This is a genomic window from Paractinoplanes ovalisporus, from assembly GCF_016834655.1.
Lineage (GTDB): Bacteria > Actinomycetota > Actinomycetes > Mycobacteriales > Micromonosporaceae > Actinoplanes > Actinoplanes ovalisporus.
The window spans coordinates 103,160-124,031 of the sequence record NZ_JAENHP010000015.1 but is presented as its reverse complement, the minus strand read 5'-3'; the positions used below and the strand labels follow the sequence as shown (position 1 = coordinate 124,031).

Genomic DNA, 20,872 nt, shown 5'->3' with positions numbered 1-20,872 from the left:
TCGTGGCACGATGGCCGTCGATGACGATCGAGCCTGACGACCCGCGGCTGCGGTTCAACACCCTTACGTGGGCTGACGTCGACCCCGACCGGCACCCGTTCGATGCCGATGCCGTGTTCGATGTCGTACGGGCTTTGGCCCCGGCCGGCGGCGTGCCCGCGCCCTACCGGTACGACCCCCGCCACCGCTTCGACAACGCCGGGCACGACGAGCGCTGGAACTGGCAGCGCGCGATGACGATCGCTCTCGTCGAGCACTACGGCGACTGGGCCCGCGGCTGGGCCGCCCAGACCGCCGGGCGTACGGCGGACGGCGCGCTGGTCGTGCGCTGGAGCGGCGCCCAGGATTCGATCACGACGCCGGACGAGACGCTCGACGCCGTCGCGGGGGCGTTGTCGGACTGGCGGACGTTCCTCGAAGAACTGGCCGAACTCTTCGAACGGTATCTGCCGCTGCCCGCCGACCCCCGCGCGGCCGCCAAGGCCTGGGAAGCCACGACCGCATCGCTGGTCGCGACGGTGGCGGCGCGGTCCGGCGAGGACGAGTTCTGGCATCCGGTCTGCGTCCTGGCCCTGAAGTGGTTCCTCACCGTGGCTGAGGTGCCGGGGGAGGACCACGACGCGCTCGTCGACGAGGCGGTCGGCGGGCGGTTCTGGAGCTACGTCTCACCGCTGGGCGCCGAGGTCGCCGACGCCGCGGAGTCCCTGGCGGCGGCGCTGACCGGCGTCACGCCGCCACCGGACGACGCGTGGCCCGACACCTGGCCGCAGGACTGGCCGAGCCGGCGCAGCACCGAACTGCCGGCCGCCGAACGGGCCCCGCGGATCCTCCCGCCGCCGGTCCCGGACGCCCTCGCAACCTGGCTGCGGGTCCGGTCGGCGACCCGATGGGAGCACGCCACCGAGCACGTCACCGGACCGGCGCGCACCGCCCGCGACGGCATCGCCAGAATCCTTTCGAACCACCGGTACAACGCCTTGGACCTGGTGCGGGCGGACGTCGCCGAGGGCGGCCCGCTCACGTTCGCGCGGCTGGAGATGTGGCAACGGAAGGTTCTTGCCGTTACCACCGCGCCGTTCCGCACCACGCCCGCCTATGCCCGGGACGGCCGGGAACGGTACGCGTACCGCGACGAGCTGCCGGAGCTGTTCGAGGCCTGCCTCGCCGAGGCCACCGACCCGGCCGTGCCGCTGCCGTCGCGGGCCGCGCGCGTGTATCTCGACGTGCTGCATTTCCACCCGTTCGCCGACGGCAACGCGCGGTCGGCGGCGCACGCGGTGTACTTCGTGCTGGCCCGCGAGGGAGTGGTGTTGGACCGGGCGGCGGCGCTGCTGATGACCCGCTGGCCCGCCGCCGACTCCCACGGCGCCGAAGGGCTGGCCCGGCTCATCGCCGTGCTGATCCAGCAGACAGCCGCTGAACAGGGAAAATGACACCGATGTAGTTAGGTGATCTTTCCGCGTACCGGTTGCCGGGCCGGAGGAAGTGGTGATCACTGGGAAGGTGATCTCCGCGCCGATGCTTGCGGCTGCCGGGCCGCTTCCGGGCGGTCCGGGGTGGGCGTTCGAGTTCAAGTACGACGGCGTGCGTGCCATAACCGAGGTGTGCGGCGGGCGGATCGAGGCCCGGTCGCGCAACCTCAACGACATCACCGCCAGCTATCCCGAGCTGGGGGAGTTGCCCGGTCTGCTCAACGGCCGCGACGCGATCCTGGACGGCGAGATCGTCGCGCTCGAGGGGGACCGGCCGTCGTTCGCCCTGCTCCAGCAGCGCATGCACGTCGACACGCCGAGCCAGGCCCTGATCGGCGCCGTCCCGGTGCTCTACTACGTGTTCGACCTGCTCGGGCTGGACGGCGAAGACCTCACCCCGCAGCCGTACGCGACCCGGCGTGACCTGCTCTCGGGGCTGGGTCTGGTCGGTGCCCACGTACGGGTCCCGGCCCGCTTCACCGAGGCCGACGGGAGAACCGTGCTGCGCGCCGCCGAACTGGCCGGCCTCGAAGGAGTCGTCGCCAAGCGGCTGGCGTCGCCGTACCGTACGGGAAAACGCTCCTCCGACTGGACCAAGATCCCGCTCGTCAAAACCCAGGAGGTGCTGGTCATCGGCTGGAAGGCGGGCTCCGGTCGCCGCTCCGGCACGATCGGCTCGCTGCTGTTGGCCGTCTATGACAACGCCGACCGGCTGGTGTTCGCCGGGCACGTGGGCACCGGCTTCTCCGACAGCGCGCTGCGGCACCTGCAGACCGAGCTCGCAGCGCTGTCCCGCCGCACCCCACCGATCGAGGGCGTGCCCCGCGAGTATGCGCGCGTCGCCCACTGGGTCGAGCCGGCCCTGATCGGCGAGGTCGCGTTCCGCAACTGGACCCCGGACGGCCGCCTGCGTCACCCCTCGTGGCGGGGCCTGCGGACCGACCGTTCCCCGGCCTCGATCCGCCGCGCGCCCGAACCCGTACCGCCGCCCAGCCAGGGCACGGTGATCGGCGCGATGCAGACCCCGGACGGCCGCTGGCGGGTCGAGGCCGTGCGCCGTGGCCGGCAGGACTTCTACCGCATCATCCACGGCGACAACGTCATCGACGGCCTGGCCATCGCGACCGTGGAGCGGCTGCTGGGCGAGGCCGGCGTAAACCTCGGTGACCTGATCGAGGGGGCCGCGTAGGGTGTCTCGCCGTGCGCATCGTGAGCGTGAACGCGTGGGGCGGGGCCCTGTTCGACGAGCTGGCGGCGTGGCTGCCCGCGAGCGGCGCCGACGTGGCCTGCCTGCAGGAGGTGACCCGCACTCCGGGCGTGACCGGCTGGACCAGGTTCGAAGACGCGGAACGGTCCCTGCCGCAGCGGGCCGACCTGTTCGGCGACGTACGGGCCGCGCTGCCCCGTCATCAGGCCCTGTTCCTGCCAAGTGACGCCGGTCCGGTCGAGGCCTCGGGCCGGCGGCACCACCAGGAGTTCGGCGTGGCGACCCTGGTGGCCGAGCACCTGCCGCTCGTCGGCGTCGACACGGCGTACGTGCACGGCGCATTTGTCGATCACGACGAGTGGACGTCGACCCACCGCCCGCGCAACGCGGTGGCCGTGCGCACCGTCGACCGTCCGTCCGGCCGCGCGATCTGCGTCGTGCAGGCCCACGGGCTTCGCGACGAGGCGGGCAAGACCGATTCCCCCGTACGGCGTGAGCAGGCGCTGAAGCTGGCCGAGCTGGTCGCGCGCATCCGCCGTCCCGACGATCTGGTCGTGCTGTGCGGCGACCTCAACCTGCTCCCCGGCAGCGAGACGTTCACGATCCTGGCCGCCGAGGCGGGCCTGACCGACCTGGTGGGCGCCGCCGACACCCGCACGTCGCGCTACACCAAGCCCGTACGCCACGCGAGCTACCTGCTCGTCTCGGACGTGGGCGCGGTGAAGCACTTCGAGATCCTGACCGCGCCCGAGGTCTCCGACCATCGCCCCCTGATCCTCGACATTTAGGGCCCCCACATGCAGACGCTTCCGCACACGGCCGCCTCGCTGGCCACCGACCTCCGCGCCCTCGGTCTGGCCCCCGGTGACACCGTCATCGTGCATTCGTCGATGCGGGCGGTGGGTTCCCTGGCCGGCGGGGTGCAGGCCGTCGTCGAGGCCTTCCTCGACGTGCTGACCCCGGCCGGGACCCTGGTGGTGCCGACCCACAACCCGGCCAACTCGGACCCGGCCGAGTGGACCCGGCCGCCCGTGCCCGAGGCGTGGTGGCCGGTGATCCGCGAGCAGAGCCCCGGCTTCGACCCGGCCCGCACCCCCAGCCAGCACATGGGTGTGTTCCCCGAGCTCGTCCGCACCTGGCCCGGCGCCCGGCGCAGCTCCCACCCGCAGGTGTCTTTCGCCGCGCTGGGTGCGAGCGCGGCCGACGTGACCGGCAACCACCCGCTCGAGGACGGGCTCGGCGACGGCTCGCCGCTCGGGGCCGTCTACCGCGCCGACGGCAAGATTCTGCTGCTCGGCTGCGGTCACGACCGCAACACCTCGATGCACCTGGCCGAATGCCGCCAGACGCCGCCGGTGATGGCCGACCACGGCGCCGCGGTCCGCGAGCCGGGAGGCGGCAGCCGCTGGGTCACCTGGACCGCGCCGGACGCCGACGCCTCGGACTTTCCCCAGATCGGCGCCGCCTATGAGGCGCAGGGCGTTGTCGACCTCGGAACGGTCGGCAGCGCGCCGGCCCGGCTGATGCCGCAGCGGGCGGTGGTCGACTTCGCCACCGCGTGGCTGCCGGTCAATAGGGCCTGACGTGGATGATGTGGACGGCCTCGGTCTCCGGGCCCAGCCGCACGAAGGCGTTCTGACCCCAGTTCCAGTGCTGGCCGGTGATCAGGTCGTGGGCCACGAACGTGTCGGTCCAGCCCAGACCCAGCTCCGGCATGTCGAGGCGGATCGTCGTCTCCCGCGTCTGGGACGGGTCGAGGTTGGCCACCACCAGGATGACGTCGTCGCGGTCGTAGACCCGGCGGGCCTTCGAGAAGACCAGCACCTCGGGGTCGTCGGCGGAGTGGAAGCGCAGGTTGCGCAGCCAGTGCAGGGCCGGGTGGGCGCGCCGGATCTCGTTGAGGCGGGTCAGGAACGGCGCCAGTGACTGCTCGCCCCGCTCGGCCCAGCGGCGGTTCTTGTACTGGTACTTCTCGTTGTCGATCTGTTCCTCGGCTCCGGGGCGGGCCACGTTCTCGACCAGCTCGTAACCGGCGTAGATCCCGTACGTGGGAACCAGGGTCGCCGCCAGCGCCGCCCGCATCACCCACCCGGGCGGCCCGCTGCGCTGCATGAACGGCGTCAGGATGTCGTGCGTGGTCGGCCAGAAGCTGGGCCGCATGTACGCCGCCGCGGGCCCGGACAGCTCGCGCAGATACTCCTCGATCTCGGCCTTCGAGTGCCGCCAGGCGTAGTACGTGTACGACTGCTGGAACCCCACCTTGGCCAGGTTGTGCATCATCGGCGGCCGGGTGAACGCCTCGGCCAGCCAGATGATCTCCGGGTGGTCCTGGGCGACGTCGGCGATCAGCCACTCCCAGAACTCGACCGGCTTGGTGTGCGGGTTGTCCACCCGGAAGATCGTCACGCCGTGGTCGATCCAGAGCTGGATGATCCGGCGGACCTCGGCGTAGATGCCCTCGGGGTCGTTGTCGAAGTTGAGCGGATAGATGTCCTGGTACTTCTTCGGCGGGTTCTCCGCATAGGCGATCGAGCCGTCGGCCCGGGTGGTGAACCACTCCGGGTGCTCGGCGACCCACGGGTGGTCGGGCGCGCAGTTGAGCGCGATGTCGAGCGCGACCTCCATGCCCAGCCCGCGGGCCCGCTCCACGAACGCGTCGAAGTCGTCGAACGTGCCCAGGTCGGGGTGGATGGCGTCGTGACCACCGTCGGCGGAACCGATCGCGTACGGGGATCCGGGGTCGCTCTCGTTCGCGCGCAGGCTGTTGTTGGCGCCCTTGCGGTTGATCCGGCCGATCGGGTGGATCGGGGTCAGGTAGATGACGTCGAAGCCCATGCCGGCCACGGCGTCCAGGCGCTCGGCGGCCGTCCGGAAGGTGCCGCTGACCCAGCCGCCGGCCGCCTCGTCGAAGTGGGCGCCCTCGGAGCGCGGGAAGAACTCGTACCAGGCGCCGTAGAGGGCTCGTTCCCGTTCGACCAGCCACGGCGTGCGCGGGGTGGCCGACACGTGCTCGCGCAGCGGACGTTCCCGCAGCTCCCGCACGACGGACGAGGAGAGACCGGCGTTGAGCCGTACCTCGGGGGAAGTCGCAGTGTCACGCAGCGCGGCCGCCGCGTCGTCCAGCACGGCCACCTGTTCCTTGGTGCGCACCACCTCGGCGACCGCACGTTCCAGAACGCGGGCGCCCTCCTCGAGCATCAGTTCGACGTCGACCCCGGCGCCGACCTTGATGACGGCGTCGTGGTTCCAGGTCCCGTACGGGTCGGACCAACCCTCGATCCCGTACGACCAGAGCCCCGCGCTGTCGGCCGAGACGGTCACCGCCCACGCGTCCAGCCCGGCGTTCACCCTCGTCATGGGCAGCCGGCGTTCCCGTCCGGCCGGGTCGACCAGCACGACGGTGGCGTTGACCGCGTCGTGCCCTTCCCGGAAGACCGTGGCCGTGACCTCGAATTCCTCGCCCACGACGGACTTGGCGGGGCGGTTGCCGCCGTCCACGACCGGGGCGACGTCAACCACAGGAATCCGGCCGATGCGGCGATGCGTCGGTGAGGCGCTCATGCCCCGACGCTAGAGGATCCCCGGGGTGGCCGCTCGGTGAGCGCGCTAGTCTCCGCACTTCGGAGGGCCGGGTTCGCCCGGGGCGTACCGCTGCCATTCGTCGCCGGTCGGGCCCCCGAAGCGGGCGCAGAACTCGTGGTGGGCCACTGTCGGGCTCGGCACGAACCAGGCGCGGGTGTGGAACTCCTCGTCCACGGAGACGAAGAAGGCGTTGTCCTCGCTCAGCGCCAGGCCCTCGATCTTCTTGGTGTGACCCGGGCGGCTGCCGATCAGACGGCCGGTGCCGGCGTCCCACAGCCGGACCCCACCGGTACGGGCGTGACCGGAAGCGATCACGGTGCCGTCGGCGTTGAACGCGAGCGCCGTGATGTCCTCCGCGCCCGGGTCGAACATCTTCCTGATCGAGCGGCCCGTCTTCGGATCGCGCAGGTCCACGGTCGATCCGTCGCCGACCGCCAGCAGATCGCCGTTCCTGGTGTAAGCCGCCACGTCCGGATCCTCACGCAGATCCGCGCCGATCTCGCCGGAGAGCGCTCCGGTCGTGATGTTCCAGAACCGGATCCGGGTGTCCGAACCCGCTGTCATCAGGGTGCCGTCGGGGCTGAACTCCAGATCCGCTATGAGGAAGTCGTCGCCGGTGCGGATCTCGCGGACCTGGCGGCCGGTGGCGATCTCCCAGACAAAAACCCGGCCGTCGTTGTCGGCGGAGGCCAGGTGGGTTCCATCCGCACTGAACGTCATGTCGGTGCCGGCCGACGGCAGAGGTGGCACGATCTCGCGGCCGGTGCGGACGTCCCACAGCCGGATCAGGCCTTCGTTGCCCGAGGTGGCGGCGATGCCGTGTTGCCGGTCGGCGGCCAGCCAGTACACCCCGTCGGCCGAACCGCGCAGGGGGACACCGTACGGGCGTCCGGATGCCGCCTCCCGCAGCTGAACCGTGTTCTCGTCGTCCGTGTCGGCGATGAGCGACGAGGTGGGCGTCATCGTCACCGCCAGCCGCCGTGCACCGGTGGTGTCCAGCGGCGCGGTGGTGGCGCGGCCGGTGCTGGAGTCCCAGAGCCGGACCGTCCCGTCGGCGCCGCCGGTGGCCAGGACCTTGCCGCTGCCGTTGAACGCCACCGACCACACCGTCGCGTCGTGGGCCGTGATCGGTGCCCCGAGGGCGACGCCGGCCGCCGGATCCCACAGGCGGGCCGTCCGGTCGACCCCGGCCGACGCGACCCGCGTGCCGCCCGGGCTGTAGGCCACCGAGAGCACGGGTTCCTCGCCGGTGTCGACCCGCTTCGAGCGGCGTGTTCCGAGGTCCCAGAATCCGACCCCGCCGTCGTTGTCACCGGTGGCGAGCCTGGTGCCCGCCTGGTTGAAGGCCAGGGTGCGGACAGCCGACCGGTAAGCCGGATCGTCGTCCGGGTTGGACAGGCTGAAGGCGACGGCGCCGGATCGTGGGTCGCGCAGCTCGACCGTTCCCGAGTGGGCCGCCGTGGCGAGCCATCGGCCGTCCAGGCTGAACGCGACCGCCTCGACCCGGTTGGGATATCGCATGGGGGTGCCGACCGGCTTTCCCGTACGCCGATCCCACAACCGCACGCTGCCGTCCCCGCCGCCCGTGGCGAGCCGGGTGCCGTCGGCCGAGAACGCCACGGCGTTGACCCGGTTACTGGACGCGGCGAGCGGCGACCCGATCGCCCTGCCGGTGGCGGTGTCCCACAGCCGTACGGTGCCGTCGACCGAAGCCGTTGCCAGCGCGTCTCCCTGGGGCGTGTAGGCGAGCGCCAGTATCGCCCGTGTGTGCGCGGAGACCGGCGGCCCGGCGGGTCGTCCCGTGCCCGCCTGCCAGAACCGGATGGTGCCGTCGTCGCTGCCGGAGACCAGGTGCACGCCGTCGGGGGAGAACGCCACCGTCGTGACCGGGGCGGAGCCGCCGGCCAGCACGGACTGCTGTCCGGTGAGGAGCGTGGTCATGGCGGCACCGGCCTCGGTGGTCGGCGACCCCTGCCAGGCGGCCGCCGCCAGCCGCCGGGCCGTCGCCGGCCGGGTGGCGTCGATGCTGACGCTCTGGGCCGTGAGCTGGCGGGACAGGGCGATGACGTGCTGCTTGTCGGCGCGGCGGGCGTAGACGATCGCCAGCGTCGCCGCCACCGTGGCCACGACGGTGAGAACGGCGAGGCCGGCCTGGAACGTCCGGCGGACCACGACCATCCGGCGCGCGGCCCGTCGGCTGGCCGTGACGAACGCTGCGGTGTTCGCGGGCAGGCGCCGGTCGTCCAGCCACCGCTCGCCGTCGGTCAGCTCCCGGCTTCCGAGCAGTTCGTTCGCCTGCTGCCGCCCCTCGACCCGTTCCAGCCACCGGTAGAAGCCGTCGTCCTGCTCGACCCACTTCTGGAGCCGGTTCCAGTCCCGGATCAGGGTGTCGTGGGCCAGCTCGGCTCCCGGCTCGCCGTCCAGGTCGCGGGCCACCACCAGCCGCCGGTCGATGAGGGCGGCCAGCACGTCGTCGGCGCCGTCCCCGCCCAGGGTGCGCAGCTCGTCGCGGGTGCGCGGACGGCGTACGGCCGGAACGTTGCGCGCCGCCTCAGCCGGCCGGACCATCGCGATGAGCACGTCACGCACGACCGCCTCGGGCAGCCCGCGGATCGCCCGGTCGCACCACGTGGTGATGCTGCCGCTCAGCCTGCCCAGCCGTTCGTAGGCGGCGTGGGTCAGCCGGCCGTCCGACCGGTCCTCCCAGAGCTGTCTGAGCGCGACTTCGAGCAGCGGGAGCACCACCGCGGAGGCTTGCGGCTGTGTGGCGCGGACGTCATCGATGATCCGTTCGGGCAGGCCCGGCTCGATGCCGAGGCCGACCTCCTTGGCCGGCGCCTCGATGATGTCGTGCAGTTCGGCGGGGGCGAGGGTGGCCGGAACGTTGATCAGCCGGCCGGCGAGCGCCAGCAGGTCCGGCGCCTGCTGGGCCAGCCGGGGGTAGAAGTCGTCCCGCATCACCAGCAGGACCGTGCGGCCGGGCCGGGCGCCCAGAGCCTCGATCCCCGCGCCGGCCCCTTCGCCGGTCAGCGTGGCCTCGAACTGGTCCACGACCAGCAGTTCGTGCTCGGGCCCCGGGCCGGCCGGCACGTCGTCGCCGGCGCGGATCACCGTCGTCGACCAGCGCGCGCTGCCGGGCAGTCCGCCCTCGGCGAGCGCGGGGAGCAGGCCGGCCCGCACCAGCGACGACTTCCCGGCGCCGGAGGGTCCGAGCAGGATCCTCAGTTCGGGCCGGCCGTCCAGACCTTCGAGCAGCTGCCTGACCGCGGCCGTCCGGCCGTGGAAGAACCGTTGGTGCTCCTCGCCGAACGGCTCCAACCCCAGATAGGGGCAGGTTTCCTCCGAGGCCGCCATCGGGCACGCCGACAGCAGCGCCGCGCTGGAGGTGACGTACGTGATGCCGGTGCGCCGGGCCAGCCGATCGGGCCGGCTCACCGCCGAGACCATGCCGATCACCACTTCGGCGACCTCGTCCCACACCGGGGCACCGCTGAACCCCACGGTGACGTCGTTGGCCGCACTCAGTTGCAGCAGACCCGTGCGCAAGAGGTCGCCCGCCTCGGCGTCGCCGAACTCGCCCTCCGGCCCGACCGGGAAGCCGAAGGAGCGCACCGAGTGACCTCGGCGCCCCTCGGACCGGCCCAGCGGAAGCGGTCGCAAGCCGGCGGGCGTCTCGATGAGCCGGACGACGGCGATGTCCTCGGCATCCGGCGGCGACCAGCCCTCGGCCTGAACGCGCCCGGTCACGCTCGGCGCGCCCGGGGCCCGGGGAAACACGAGCCGGACCTTGGAGCCCGGGCCGCCCACTGCCACATGGGCGCACGTGAGCACCAGATCCTTGGCGACCAGGAACCCGGCGCCGGTGGTCTCCCCGTCCGAACCGGTGACCCGGGCTACGGAGACCGCCCACCACGGCCCGGGGAGGCCGGGTTCGGCGCTCACGGTTGATCGGCGGCGGACTCCTCAGGCGCGACCGGCTCGACCAGGCCGTCCTGCCGCCACTTCATCTTGACCTTGATGTTGCCGCTGAGCGCGGTCTTGGTGATGACCGCGCCCGCCGCGGCCGACAGCGAGACGCCGAACTCGACCTCCAGTTCGGCCGGCTTGGCCCGGCTGAGCTGGCCGAGCAGCGCCTCGGCGGTGTCGGTCACCGGTTCCAGCAGTTCCTGCAGGCTCGCCGCGGCGTCGCGCACCCGATCGCCCACCTTGCCGGCCTTGACCGGGCCGTCGTCGAAGTCCTCGTCGGACTCGACCAGGATCGTGCCGCCACCGGCCAGGCGGATGCGAGCCAGCTCAGTCATGGATCTCCTCAGTGTTCACGGTCGGACGTCAGGAATCGAGCACGCGCCAGGGCTTCGGAAAGTACGCCCAGTGGCCGTTGACATGGGTCAGGCCGTTGAACGCCATCCCCAGATCGTCGCCCGGCCGGACCACCTTGATCGAATACATCGTGAGGCCCGGCTTGAGATAGTGCTTGATCTTGTTGTAGCCGCCCGGAAAGTTCTGACGGACCGCGGTTGTCCACTTGCGGATGTCCTCGGTCTTCGCGCCCCAGACCCGTACCTCGGTCTGGTCGGGATCGGCCCACGGCTTCGGCGTCGTCGGCATCGAGGACCACATCTGCTTCTCGTAGGCGCGCTGCGCCCGCTCGGCGAAGTCGGGCTCGAACAGGGCCTGATAGTCGGCCGTCGTCGGTCGCAGCGACTGGAGCAGCGCCAGATCACCGGTGGCCGCCATGTGACCTATCAGGTCGCTCGCGCCCAGATCGGTGGCCGGGTAGGCCGCCTGCGGATCGGCACTGGCGGACGCGGCCGGGGAACTGGGCTGGTCGGGGTCGGAGCCGCCGCAGGCGCCGACCGCCAACGCCAGGGCGAGGACAAGACCGCCCAGCCCCGCTCGCATCGATCTCGGAACACGTGACATGACCACTCCCATACCGGAGGAATGCGCAACCATGGCACGGCGGCGAGATCAACTTATCGACGGAGGCGGATCAATTCTGTCGTCGTTCCGACTGATTCTTTTCGGACGTCCTTCCGTCGTCGCCGCAAGTATGAAAAGGCGCTACGGGCCGACGGTGCTTTCGCAGCCGACGTGCACATCGCCGCGGGTCAGGTAGCAGGTGTCGGCGCCGGCGCCGGCATCGAGCTGGTCGATGGCGTCGAAGTCGTCGTCGCTGCCGTAGAGGACGTCGTCGCCGTCGCCGCCGTAGAGCTTGTCGGAGCCCTGATCCCCGTCGATGGTGTCGTTGCCGCCGTAGCCGAAGATCGTGTCGTTGCCCTGGATGCCGTTGAACGTGTCGTCGCGGGCGGTGCCGCCCATCCAGTCGGCCCCTCGGGAGCCGACGAGGACTTCGATGTCAGTGCTGATCGTGTCGCGTTCGCCGGGCAGGCCGTCGTCGCCGGTCACGCCGTCCGCGTCCATGCGCACCCCGGTGGAGTAGGCGCTGTAGGTGACGACGTCCTGGTCGGGGCCGCCGATGAACCGGTCCGCATCCGCCTTGACCTGGGCACCGGAGGGCTGGGACGGGATGAACGCATCGCTGCCCGGGCCGCCGTTGTACGTGTCGTTGCCCGGGCCGCCGTGGAATCCGTCCTTGCCGTTGCCGCCCAGCACGACGTCCGTACCGGGACCGTCCTTGATCTCGTCGTTGCCGTCCCCGCCGGACACCCGGTCGTTGTCGTAGCTCGCGTCGATCTGGTCGTTGCCGGCCATGCCCCAGATGGCGTCGTTGCCGCCGTCGCCCTTGAGGATGTCGTTCCACGGCCCGCCGACGATCTTGTCGGCGCCCGTGCCGCCGTCGGCCGAGATGGGCAGGTCGGCCTTGTTGACCACGGTGTCGTTGCCGTCGTACAGATAGACCCGCACCCAGGACAGTTTCGGGGCCGTGCACCGTACGGTGGTCGCGTCCACGGCCTTGCATCCCTTGCCGGGCGTGATCGTCGTACGGTCGTCGATCGTCACGGTCGTGCCGGAGCGGGTCAGCACCACGCCGTTCGTGCGGCCCTTCCCGGCCTGGTACTGCACGATGTTCGTGCCGACCACGGTGGCGAGCCCGTTGGTCGCGGCCTGCGCCGGTGTCGCCACCGCCACGAGGGCGACGAGCCCACCGCCCCCCAGCAGTGCCGTGACAATCTTGCCAATGTGCCGCATCGGATCCCCCGTGATCGCTCGGAGCAGGGATCATAACCGCTTGTGCGGGGCGGGCGGGTCGACAGCGGCGTCGACAATGACGGCATGGATCTCACTGCTGTGCGGGCCGATGTCGTCGTCCTCGACGAGATGCTGCGCGAGATCGCCCGGCGCCCGGTCGACCTGAGCGATCCGAACTGGGCGGCCGCCCATCGCCGGACGCCGCCGCTCGAGGAAGCCGGTGTGACAGCCGAAGCCACCGAAGCGTTGGAGGCTCTGCTCGACGCGTACGAGACCGGCGGTGCGCCGACGCGCGAAGAGGTCCGCGACATCTTCCGCACGTACGGCTCGTTCAGCTGGGCCGCCCACCTGCCGTACGACTGGGAGACCGGGCCGGAGTTCCGCCGCCGCCTGGTGCACGTCTCCGCGCGCGACCAGGGCGCCGACCCCCGCGACGAGCTCATGACGATCTGGTGGCTGTGCAACCGCGCCCGCGAGCGGGGCATCGACGTCGAGCCCGTGCTCCGCGAGGTGGCCGCCCTGTCCTCCGACGTGGATCTCTACGGTTTCGGCTCCATGCAGACCCTGATCATGCGAGGTCTCGAGCAGCACGACCTCAGCTGAAGCCCGGCCCGTCTACAGTCGTTGCCGTGGAGAGTTCGGACCGGCTTCTGCCGCAGACACGCCGCATCCTGGGTGGGGCCGGGTGGTATTCCGGTCGCCGGGTCGACACGTCGCGGTGGAGTGCGGAGCTCGCGGCCGACGGCTACCCGCCCCTGCACGCGGCCGCCGTCGAGTTCCTGGCTGAGTTCGGGGGCCTCTCCATCCCGTACGGTGGCTCCGGCATCTCCCGCGCCCGGGAGGCGATCGCGTTGGTGCCGACGCTGTGCGACGGCGAAGCCGACCGATTCATCGAGTGGGGGCAGGACATCGGCCACGACCTCGCCCCGATCGGCGAGCTGGCCGGCGGAACCTGCTCGTGGACGAACCTCGGCATCGACGAGCGGGGCGAGATCTACACCGTGATCGACGGGCTGGCCACCTTCGGCCGCATGCCGGACGCGCTCGACTGGCTGATCCTCGGCTACATGCCGCGCGATCTGATGTGAAGCCGGGCGGGCCGGCGCTTGTACGCCGCGGCCCGCCCGGATCGGGTGCCGGGATCAGAAGGCCCGCAGCAGTTCAGTAGCCCGGTCGTAGTAGGCCGAGTTGCCGCCGCCGAGGGCGTCGGTGCCACTGCCGAGGTCCATCAGCTCCTTGAGGGCCTCGTTGGCGCGCGCCGACAGCTCGTCCGCGACCTCGGGGTAGAGCAGCCGCAGACCGCGGACGTCCTCCTCGGAGAGGTTGATGCCGTCGCCCTTCGGGGCGCACGAGCTCGGGTTCGACTTGTAGAAGAACGCCGCGAACTGGTACAGCATGATCGACTTGTTGTCGAACGGGCCCGCGACGAGGGTCGGGTCCTCCGACGTACGCAGGTTGTGGTCGACCTTGGGGCGCGGCCACTCGTTGGGCGGGCCGGCCAGATAGGTGTAGATGCCGGGCCGGCGCCCCGCCGCGTCGGGCACGAACACGCCCCGTGCGTCGGTGGTCGGAACGTAGCCCGCGTCGTCCTCCCAGCGGAACTCGTCCTCGCACGGGCCGCGCATGTTCTGGTGCTCGTGCGTGAACGCGATCGCATGCAGGAACTCGTGCCGCACCACGCCCTGCCACCGGGCCGGCAGCACCTCCTTGAACTTGCCGAGGTTGAGGCTGCGCTGGTTGGGGCGTCCGCCGGACAGGTCGAGCGGCGACCCCAGCGTGGGGTCGTTGCTGTCGGTGCCGACCATGGACCAGAAGCCCGGCTGGTCGAAGCTGACGCGGATCTCGGCCGCGTACGTCGTGTCGTTGGTGGTCCACCGGCGGAACTCACCGGTGGTCGCGTCGAGCCCGAAGTCGAGCACCAGGTTGGCGTTGTCGGTCAGTTGGGCGGTCGCTTCCACGATCTTGGCGTGCAGAGCTTTGTCGCCGTCGAGGAACGCGACGCGCACCCGGGAGCCGACCGGCCACCGGGCCAGGTCGGAGACGATGAATTCCAGCCCGGTCGACTGCGCGGCGACCTGTTGCCGCCAGCGGTCGCGGACCTCGAGCGCAGCCACCAGCCCATCGGGCAGGCACTCGAGCGGTTCTTGTTCGGCTACGTCGGACATAGCAGTCACCTATCCCAGGTCGAATGCTCAAACCGTCGTCCCGCCCGCAGGCCGAGTCAATGACAGATCAAAGACTGTCTGACCTGCTATATCGGCGGAGGTTGATGCGTGGAACCAGGGCTCGTACGGTGGTTGTCTACGGTGGACGGGGGCGATGCCGTGTTCGGGCGGCGCAGATCCAACGGACCGACCATGATCGCGGAGGCGGTTCTGGTCGTCGACGAGGCGGCTCTCATGCGGAGGTCGCCCGACAGTTTCGGCAAGGCCGCCTATCACCTGCGCGTGTTCGGCCCCGGGGCCGGGCTGCCGGTGATCATCCTCGGCGATCTGGGAAATCACTACGCGGCCTCGGTCACCAACCGGTTCGACGAGATCGCGTTCATCGTGCTGCAGTGGGCCCTCAAGCGCCGCGGGCACAGCCACGCCGAGCTGCGGTCGCTGGCCCGGTGGGTGGAGTACTACTGCGAGGGCGCGCACGGCGGCAGCCTGCCCGAGAGCTTCGCCGAGATCTGGTTCGATCCGCCGTCCCGGCCCGGCGGGTTCCCGGCTCTGCGGTCCCAGCAGCTCTACCACGACGACATCGAGAAGATGGCCGGCGGCCGGGTCGCCTCGTGGCGGGCCCGCGACTACACGGCCGAGGTGCTGACCCGGCGCGGCATCGGCGTGATCCGGGCCGGGGCGCTGTGAGGGCTGGCGTGAACGGCAAGTGGGGTGGCGCGTTCGGCTAGTGAACGGCGGCCGACCTCTTCCTAGCGTCAAAGGCAGGGGGCCGGTGGGGCCGCCGCGCTGGGGAGGCCAGTTGTGAAGACCGTTCTGGTGACCGGAGCTTCGTCCGGGATGGGCAAGGCCGCGGCCCGCAGGCTGCTGGCCGACGGTCACGTCGTCTATGCGGTGGCGCGCCGGGAGGAGAGCATGCGGGATCTCGCTGAGCTCGGCGCGGTGGTGGTGGCCGTGGACGTCACCAGCGAGCCCGACGTCGTGCAGTTGGTCAAGCGGATCACCGCCGAGCGGGGCGGCGTCGACGTGCTGGTCAACAACGCCGGGTTCGGCCTGTTCGGGGCGGTCGAGGACGTCACCCTGGATGAGGCGCGCTACCAGTTCGAGGTCAACCTGTTCGCCCTGGCCCGGCTCGCCCAGCTGGTGCTGCCGGGCATGCGGGAACGCCGGTCGGGCCGGATCGTGAACATGTCGTCGATGGGCGGGCGGATCTACACGCCGCTCGGGGCCTGGTACCACGCCACCAAGCACGCCCTGGAGGGCTGGTCCGACTGCCTGCGGCTGGAGCTGGCGCCGTTCGGGATCGACGTCGTCATCATCGAACCCGGGCTGATCGACACCGGGTTTGCCGACGTGGCCGCGGGGCCGGTTCTGCAACGGTCCGGGGCCGGTCCCTATGCGACCATGGCGAAACGGGTCGTCGAGGGGACGCGGCAGCAGTACGCGAACGGCGCCACGCCGCCGTCGGTGATCGCCGACGTGATCGCTGAGGCGATCGGGGCGCGGCGCCCGCGGACCCGCTATGTCGCCGGCAAGTACGCGAGGATGCTGATATTGATGCGCAGATGGCTCGGCGACCGGGTGTACGACCGTTCGGTCATGTCCCGGTTGTAGGCGTGTGATGAGCCCGGACCGTTTCACCGTCGGCCCTTCGGGGCGGGCGCTGCTGGCCGACCTCGGGATCAGCCTGCCCGACGTGCTGCGCCGGGCCGGGCTGCCGATGGCGGTCTACGCGCACGAGACGGCCGAGCTGAGCACGGCCGAGTTCTACGCGTTCTGGCGGGCCCTCGAGGAGCAGGCCGGCGATCCGCTGCTGCCGATCCGGATCGGTCAGGCGATGCGGGCCGAGATCTTCGACCCACCGCTGTTCGCGGCGTTCTGCAGCCCGAGTCTGAGCGTGGCCGCCGCCCGCCTGGCCACCTACAAGAAGCTCATCGGGCCGCTGCGGCTGGTCGTGGACGGCAACGGCGGCGACCTGCGGATCGAGATGCACTGGCCCGACGCCGGGCAGGCTCCGCCCGTACTGCTGCTGATGGAGTTGATCTTCTGGGTGGCGCTGTCCCGGATGGCGACGCGCGACGAGATCCGGCCGCTTCGGTTCGCCGCCCCGATCGACCCGGGCGCCGTCCCCGCGTCCGCTTACCGCGACTATCTGGGCACGCCGATCGAGCACTCCACGATTCCTGTCGTCACCTTCTCCCGTACGGACTCCGAACGCCCTTTCCTGACCTCGAACGACCGCATGTGGGAGTACTTCGAGCCCGCTCTGCGGCGGCGCCTGACCGAGTTCGAGGCCGAGCCGTCGACCGCCGAACTCGTACGCCAGGTGCTGGTACGCCTGTTGCCGGCCGGCTCGGCCACCGTGGACGCGGTCGCTCGCGAACTGGCCCTCAGTGGCCGCACCCTGCAGCGCCGTCTGCGCCTCGAGGCGACCAGTTTCCAGGAGGTGCTGCGCGGCACCCGGGAAGAGCTGGCCCGGCACTACCTGTCGACGTCGCGGATGAGCGCGGGGGAGATCTCGTACCTGCTCGGCTATGACGACACCAACTCGTTCTACCGGGCGTTCCACGCGTGGACCGGCAGCACCCCCGACCAGATCAGCCGGGCGGGTCGGCGCTGAGGCGCTAGGCCCCCCGCACGGTCGGCGCGGGGAGCGGCACGCGGTGAGTGTCTGGGCTGCTCTTGCTCGCCTTGATGCCCGCGATGCAGGTGCAGCTGCCTCGCGTGCAGGTGACCGGGCCGACGGGGAATGCGAGGTTCCGGTCACGAATGGAGCCGAGCGGCTCGCCGACGCCGCACACGCTCCGTAGCACCTGGTCGAACTCGACGAACAAGGTCTCCTCACCGATGGCGCACTCCCAGCCCTGCCAATGGTTGTCCTCGCCGAGAATCAGCTCGATCGGCGTGACCGGGGTGGCGTCGCCGCCGGCGGAAAGCCGCAGCATGTCGCCCTTGAGCGTGGTGCCGCGGGGGAACCGTACGGGGCGCTCTCCGCCCATGTTGGCGCGCCAGAGCACGTCGGTGGCGTGTTCGTCGTAGCCGCCACTCATCCGCCGCCAGTGCTCCATCATCGGCTTGTAGTGCACCGTGGCGGCCGGATGCCGTTCCCGCAGATCGTCGCTCATGGCCAGGCACTCCGCGAAGCGATCCGGAATCATGACCACGTTCACCTGGGTGGGGATGACCGCGGAGAGCTGGGCGACGCGGTCGGAGAAGTGCTGTTTGTCGGCCTGCTCCAGATGGAACGACAGGAGGGCCTCGTCGAGATGGGGCAGCGCTTCGGCCCACCACGCCTCGGGCCGGCTGCCGTTGGAGAGAATGGCCACCGAGGCGCCCATCGCACGGGTGGCCGCAGCCAGTTCGACGAAGCGGCGGTAGCGTGACGGTTCCCCGCCCGAGTACAGGAACGTCACGTCCTTGCCGAGGGCGGTGTAGTGGCTGGTCGCCCGCCGGGCGAAGTCGACCATGTCGTCATACTCCGGCCAGCGGATGCGGCCGTCGTGGAGGATGTCCGGGCAGTAGGAGCACTTGTAGTTGCAGATGCTCGACATCACCCACTCGATGACGACGCGGTCGCCGTCCTCGGTGTCCTGCGGCCGCAGCGCAACAAATTCCGGGTTCACGATTCTCCTGTCCGCGTAGTCGGCAGATGGTCCTGCAATGAGGGGTCGCGGCGGCGCACGAGTCGTTCGGCGGCCGCGGCCAGGGACGGCGCGTCCAGGCCGCAGTGCTCGAGCAACGCCCGGCCGGAGATGTGGCGGCCCGGATCGAGGTACCCGCGTACGTGGCACCGGCCGGACAGGCCGGCCCGGTCGAACAACAGGGCACGCACGGGCATCGCGGTAGTGGTCGACGCGATGATTACCGCGGATCTCTGCCCGAAGATCATCCGTTCGTCGGCCGGGGAGAACCGCCGACGCGCCCCGGGCACGCCGAACGCCGCCAGATCGTGGATGACGACTTGGCGCACTGTCCGGTACGGATCGTCCGCGCGCAACAGAGCCGCCGCGCCGCTGAGTTGCGGGTGCGTCACGTCGCCGATGCCGATCAGCACGACGTCGGGGTCGGCGTCCGGGTCGTCGTCGGTGAGGATCGAGTAGCCCATGTCGAGCTCTTGCGCGATCGTGCCGGTCGGCAGCCGGACGCCAGGCTCGAAGTACTTGCCGGCGACGACGACGTTCAGGCCCCCGGCGTCCTCCATGACGCGATCCAGTGTCGCTTCCAGGCGAAGGTCGTCGGCCGGAAGATAGATGCTCGTCCCGGGAAAGCCGGCGTCCAGCAGCGCCGTCAGGAACGTCTGGTCCTGGTGGGTGTAGGTGTTGTTCCAGCCGAGGCTGGTCAGCAGATAGTTGCAGCTCCCGGTCGTATTGGGGCGGCCGCCGGCGGCCAGCCGGCGATATTTGGCGTACTGCCGGACCAGGGACGAGTTGAGTACGGCGAAGGCCTCGTACGAGATGAACAGACCTGACCGACCCGTTTCGAGATAGCCCTGCAACCACAGGTGGCACAGCTCCTCGTTGAGCACCTCCACGCTGTGGCCCGCCAGCACCGGATGTTGAGGGTCCAGGGTGTTGGAGATCAGTTCGTCGGGCGAGAAGACACGCCACGGCCGCTGCCGGCGCCCGAGAGACCGCAGGACCGCAGCCGCGAAGGTGCCGTCGCGCTCGTCGTCTGGTCCGGCCGGCTCGGGATCGGCGACCGGCACGACATCCGGGGCCGGAGCCGGCTGGGCCGGAGCCGGCTGGGCCGGCCGCAACGCCCGCTGGATCGAAGGCGCCGGAGCGCCGTCGGCGTCGATCAGGGCCGCCGGTTGATAGGAACTGAGCCAGCCGCAGAGCGCTGCGAACTCCGAGGCGTTGTCCCGTGGTCGCTTCAACGGCGCCTTGTGCACCCGGGGCGTGCCCAGGATCTGGCGGCCCTCGACGCGGTCCGGGACGCCCAACCCCTTGGGCATCGTGACCACAACGACATGTCTGCGGTCGCCGGCGAGGTCGTCGGTTGCGGCGAGGGCGTCGGCGAAGGTGTCACGTAGGACGCCGACGTCGGTGCCGTCCACCAGATGCGCGGTCCAGCCGAGCCCGCCGAAGTACGCCCGCAACTGATCCGCGCTCATCCTTCCCAACAGCGATCGATCACCCATTCGCAGGCCGTTGGCCAGGACCACGGGCAGAACGAAGCCGTGCCGGGACGAGCCGTCGACGCGCATCGCGTTGGCGCCCAGCCACGCACTTGCCAGCGCGCCGGTTTCGCATTCGCCGTCGCCGATCAGGGGGACGGCGAGCCGGCCCGGCGCGTCGAGAACCGCCCCGCAGGCGAAGGCCAGCGAGCCGCCCAGCTGCCCACCCATGTAGAGCTGGTGCGGCAGTTGCGGTCCGATCTCGGTGCCCAGGCCGTGCCGCCCGCGCGGGAACTGCCGGACGAGCCGCTCGAGCGCCTCCCGGGACCAGGCGAACCGGGGATAGCGGCGACCCAGCTCTCCGCTGAGGTAGGACATCGCGAGCGCGCTCGGGCCGGCATGCCCGGCACCATGGACGATCATCACCTCGTCACCGGCGAGACGAGAGCGCAGCGGAGCGAGGGCGGCGATGACAGCGTTGACCGGAGGGCACACGCCCCAGTGCCCGGCCGGATCCACCCGGACGTCCGATGTGTTCAACGGCCGCTCCAGCAGCACGTTGTCGTCCAGGTACAGCTGGGCCGCGCAGAGGTAGTCGAGCGCGTTCTTGAGCGCTCGCAGATCGACCGGGTCGGCAGTGGTCAGGTCGGCGAGCCAGGCCGATCTGACCTCTGCCGTACGGTGGTCGATCGTCCCGGCGGTCACGTCTGCTCTCCGGACACCGGTTGCAGTGAGGCGAGCACATGCTGTTTGCGCGCCTGCCGGATCTGCGGCGTGGAGGCCTCTCGGAGCATCGTGATGATGAGTGCGAGTTCGTGGTCCGGCACCCCGGTGAGGTCGAGCGCAGCGTCGTGGGCCTCCTCGACCAGGTCTCGCGGCAGGTGCAGGTCACCACGAGCCGCGAGTGGCTTCAGCCGTACGGACAGGACCGTGCCCGACGCGACCGAGGCGACCGCACGGTCGAGCAGGATCGCCCGGCCGTCCGAGCTGATCACCACCCGTGTCTGCGGCGGTCCTCCGTCCAGCTCCGTCCGGTAGCGGACGCCCCGGGAGCGACCCACCGGCGCAGTGAACGGGAGCAGGAGCACGGCCCGCCCGCGGACGTCGGCGACTCGGCCCTCGGTGGTGATCGCCTGTCCCGGATCGCTGGGCAGCACGGGATAGGAGGGAGTCATCGGAA

At 70.9% G+C, this 20,872-nt stretch carries 18 protein-coding genes; 9 read left to right on the top strand and 9 right to left on the bottom strand.

What is annotated here, in order from left to right:
* Positions 1 to 20 precede the first annotated feature (20 nt).
* From JIG36_RS34220 to JIG36_RS34205, 4 genes are all read left to right on the top strand, one after another.
* Complete coding sequence (locus JIG36_RS34220; protein WP_203380554.1) at positions 21 to 1,433, top strand: Fic family protein; 1,413 nt, start codon at positions 21 to 23, stop codon at positions 1,431 to 1,433.
* 85 nt (positions 1,434 to 1,518) lie between these two features.
* On the top strand, positions 1,519 to 2,661 hold the full coding sequence (gene ligD / locus JIG36_RS34215; RefSeq protein ID WP_203380677.1) for a non-homologous end-joining DNA ligase: 1,143 nt from the start codon (positions 1,519 to 1,521) through the stop codon (positions 2,659 to 2,661).
* A gap of 11 nt (positions 2,662 to 2,672) precedes the next feature.
* Positions 2,673 to 3,467: an endonuclease/exonuclease/phosphatase family protein gene (locus tag JIG36_RS34210; RefSeq protein ID WP_203380553.1), complete on the top strand. Its 795-nt coding sequence runs from the start codon at positions 2,673 to 2,675 to the stop codon at positions 3,465 to 3,467.
* 9 nt (positions 3,468 to 3,476) lie between these two features.
* Positions 3,477 to 4,262 (top strand): AAC(3) family N-acetyltransferase, encoded by a 786-nt coding sequence (locus JIG36_RS34205; RefSeq protein ID WP_203380552.1) that lies wholly within the window; start codon positions 3,477 to 3,479, stop codon positions 4,260 to 4,262.
* Here JIG36_RS34205 and JIG36_RS34200 read toward each other — a convergent pair.
* From JIG36_RS34200 to JIG36_RS53585, 5 genes are all read right to left on the bottom strand, one after another.
* Positions 4,249 to 6,240 carry an alpha-1,4-glucan--maltose-1-phosphate maltosyltransferase gene (locus tag JIG36_RS34200; RefSeq protein ID WP_203380551.1) on the bottom strand — a complete coding sequence of 664 codons (1,992 nt, stop codon included), beginning with the start codon at positions 6,238 to 6,240 and terminating at the stop codon, positions 4,249 to 4,251. The two genes, JIG36_RS34205 and JIG36_RS34200, sit on opposite strands and share 14 nt — an antisense overlap.
* 45 nt (positions 6,241 to 6,285) lie before the next feature.
* Positions 6,286 to 10,203, bottom strand: a complete 3,918-nt coding sequence (locus JIG36_RS34195; RefSeq protein WP_203380550.1) for an nSTAND1 domain-containing NTPase — start codon at positions 10,201 to 10,203, stop codon at positions 6,286 to 6,288.
* Complete coding sequence (locus JIG36_RS34190; protein ID WP_203380549.1) at positions 10,200 to 10,562, bottom strand: CU044_2847 family protein; 363 nt, start codon at positions 10,560 to 10,562, stop codon at positions 10,200 to 10,202. Before JIG36_RS34190 ends, JIG36_RS34195 begins: the two co-directional genes overlap by 4 nt.
* A 28-nt stretch (positions 10,563 to 10,590) precedes the next feature.
* Positions 10,591 to 11,184 (bottom strand): hypothetical protein, encoded by a 594-nt coding sequence (locus tag JIG36_RS34185; RefSeq protein ID WP_203380548.1) that lies wholly within the window; start codon positions 11,182 to 11,184, stop codon positions 10,591 to 10,593.
* Positions 11,185 to 11,325: 141 nt separating this feature from the next.
* Positions 11,326 to 12,414: a calcium-binding protein gene (locus tag JIG36_RS53585; RefSeq protein ID WP_203380547.1), complete on the bottom strand. Its 1,089-nt coding sequence runs from the start codon at positions 12,412 to 12,414 to the stop codon at positions 11,326 to 11,328.
* An 84-nt stretch (positions 12,415 to 12,498) separates the two neighbouring features.
* Here JIG36_RS53585 and JIG36_RS34175 point away from each other — a divergent pair, with 84 nt between their 5' ends.
* Both JIG36_RS34175 and JIG36_RS34170 read left to right on the top strand, forming a co-directional pair.
* Complete coding sequence (locus JIG36_RS34175) at positions 12,499 to 13,017, top strand: hypothetical protein (RefSeq protein WP_203380546.1); 519 nt, start codon at positions 12,499 to 12,501, stop codon at positions 13,015 to 13,017.
* A gap of 26 nt (positions 13,018 to 13,043) precedes the next feature.
* Positions 13,044 to 13,502 carry an SUKH-3 domain-containing protein gene (locus JIG36_RS34170; RefSeq protein ID WP_203380545.1) on the top strand — a complete coding sequence of 153 codons (459 nt, stop codon included), beginning with the start codon at positions 13,044 to 13,046 and terminating at the stop codon, positions 13,500 to 13,502.
* A 54-nt stretch (positions 13,503 to 13,556) separates the two neighbouring features.
* Here the strand turns inward: JIG36_RS34170 and JIG36_RS34165 are convergent, their stop codons facing one another.
* Positions 13,557 to 14,579, bottom strand: coding sequence for a zinc metalloprotease (locus JIG36_RS34165; RefSeq protein ID WP_203380544.1), 1,023 nt, complete (start codon positions 14,577 to 14,579; stop codon positions 13,557 to 13,559).
* A gap of 192 nt (positions 14,580 to 14,771) precedes the next feature.
* On the opposite strand from JIG36_RS34165, the gene JIG36_RS34160 reads away from it, so the two are divergent.
* The 3 genes from JIG36_RS34160 to JIG36_RS34150 all read left to right on the top strand — a co-directional run bounded on the left by JIG36_RS34160 (position 14,772) and on the right by JIG36_RS34150 (position 17,196).
* Positions 14,772 to 15,266: a hypothetical protein gene (locus JIG36_RS34160; RefSeq protein ID WP_203380543.1), complete on the top strand. Its 495-nt coding sequence runs from the start codon at positions 14,772 to 14,774 to the stop codon at positions 15,264 to 15,266.
* Between the two features lie 114 nt (positions 15,267 to 15,380).
* Positions 15,381 to 16,190 carry an oxidoreductase gene (locus JIG36_RS34155; RefSeq protein WP_307873024.1) on the top strand — a complete coding sequence of 270 codons (810 nt, stop codon included), beginning with the start codon at positions 15,381 to 15,383 and terminating at the stop codon, positions 16,188 to 16,190.
* 7 nt (positions 16,191 to 16,197) lie between these two features.
* A complete protein-coding gene (locus JIG36_RS34150) occupies positions 16,198 to 17,196 on the top strand; it encodes an AraC family transcriptional regulator (RefSeq protein WP_236048709.1) in 999 nt (332 codons plus the stop codon).
* Between the two features lie 4 nt (positions 17,197 to 17,200).
* On the opposite strand, the gene JIG36_RS34145 is transcribed toward JIG36_RS34150, so the two are convergent.
* From JIG36_RS34145 to JIG36_RS34135, 3 genes are read right to left on the bottom strand one after another with little or no spacing between them, the layout of a single operon-like run.
* Positions 17,201 to 18,199 (bottom strand): radical SAM protein, encoded by a 999-nt coding sequence (locus tag JIG36_RS34145; protein WP_203380541.1) that lies wholly within the window; start codon positions 18,197 to 18,199, stop codon positions 17,201 to 17,203.
* Positions 18,196 to 20,397 (bottom strand): phosphoketolase family protein, encoded by a 2,202-nt coding sequence (locus JIG36_RS34140; protein WP_203380540.1) that lies wholly within the window; start codon positions 20,395 to 20,397, stop codon positions 18,196 to 18,198. Before JIG36_RS34140 ends, JIG36_RS34145 begins: the two co-directional genes overlap by 4 nt.
* Positions 20,394 to 20,867, bottom strand: coding sequence for a hypothetical protein (locus JIG36_RS34135; protein WP_203380539.1), 474 nt, complete (start codon positions 20,865 to 20,867; stop codon positions 20,394 to 20,396). The genes JIG36_RS34140 and JIG36_RS34135 overlap by 4 nt, the downstream gene beginning before the upstream one ends.
* Between the last annotated feature and the right edge of the window lie 5 nt (positions 20,868 to 20,872).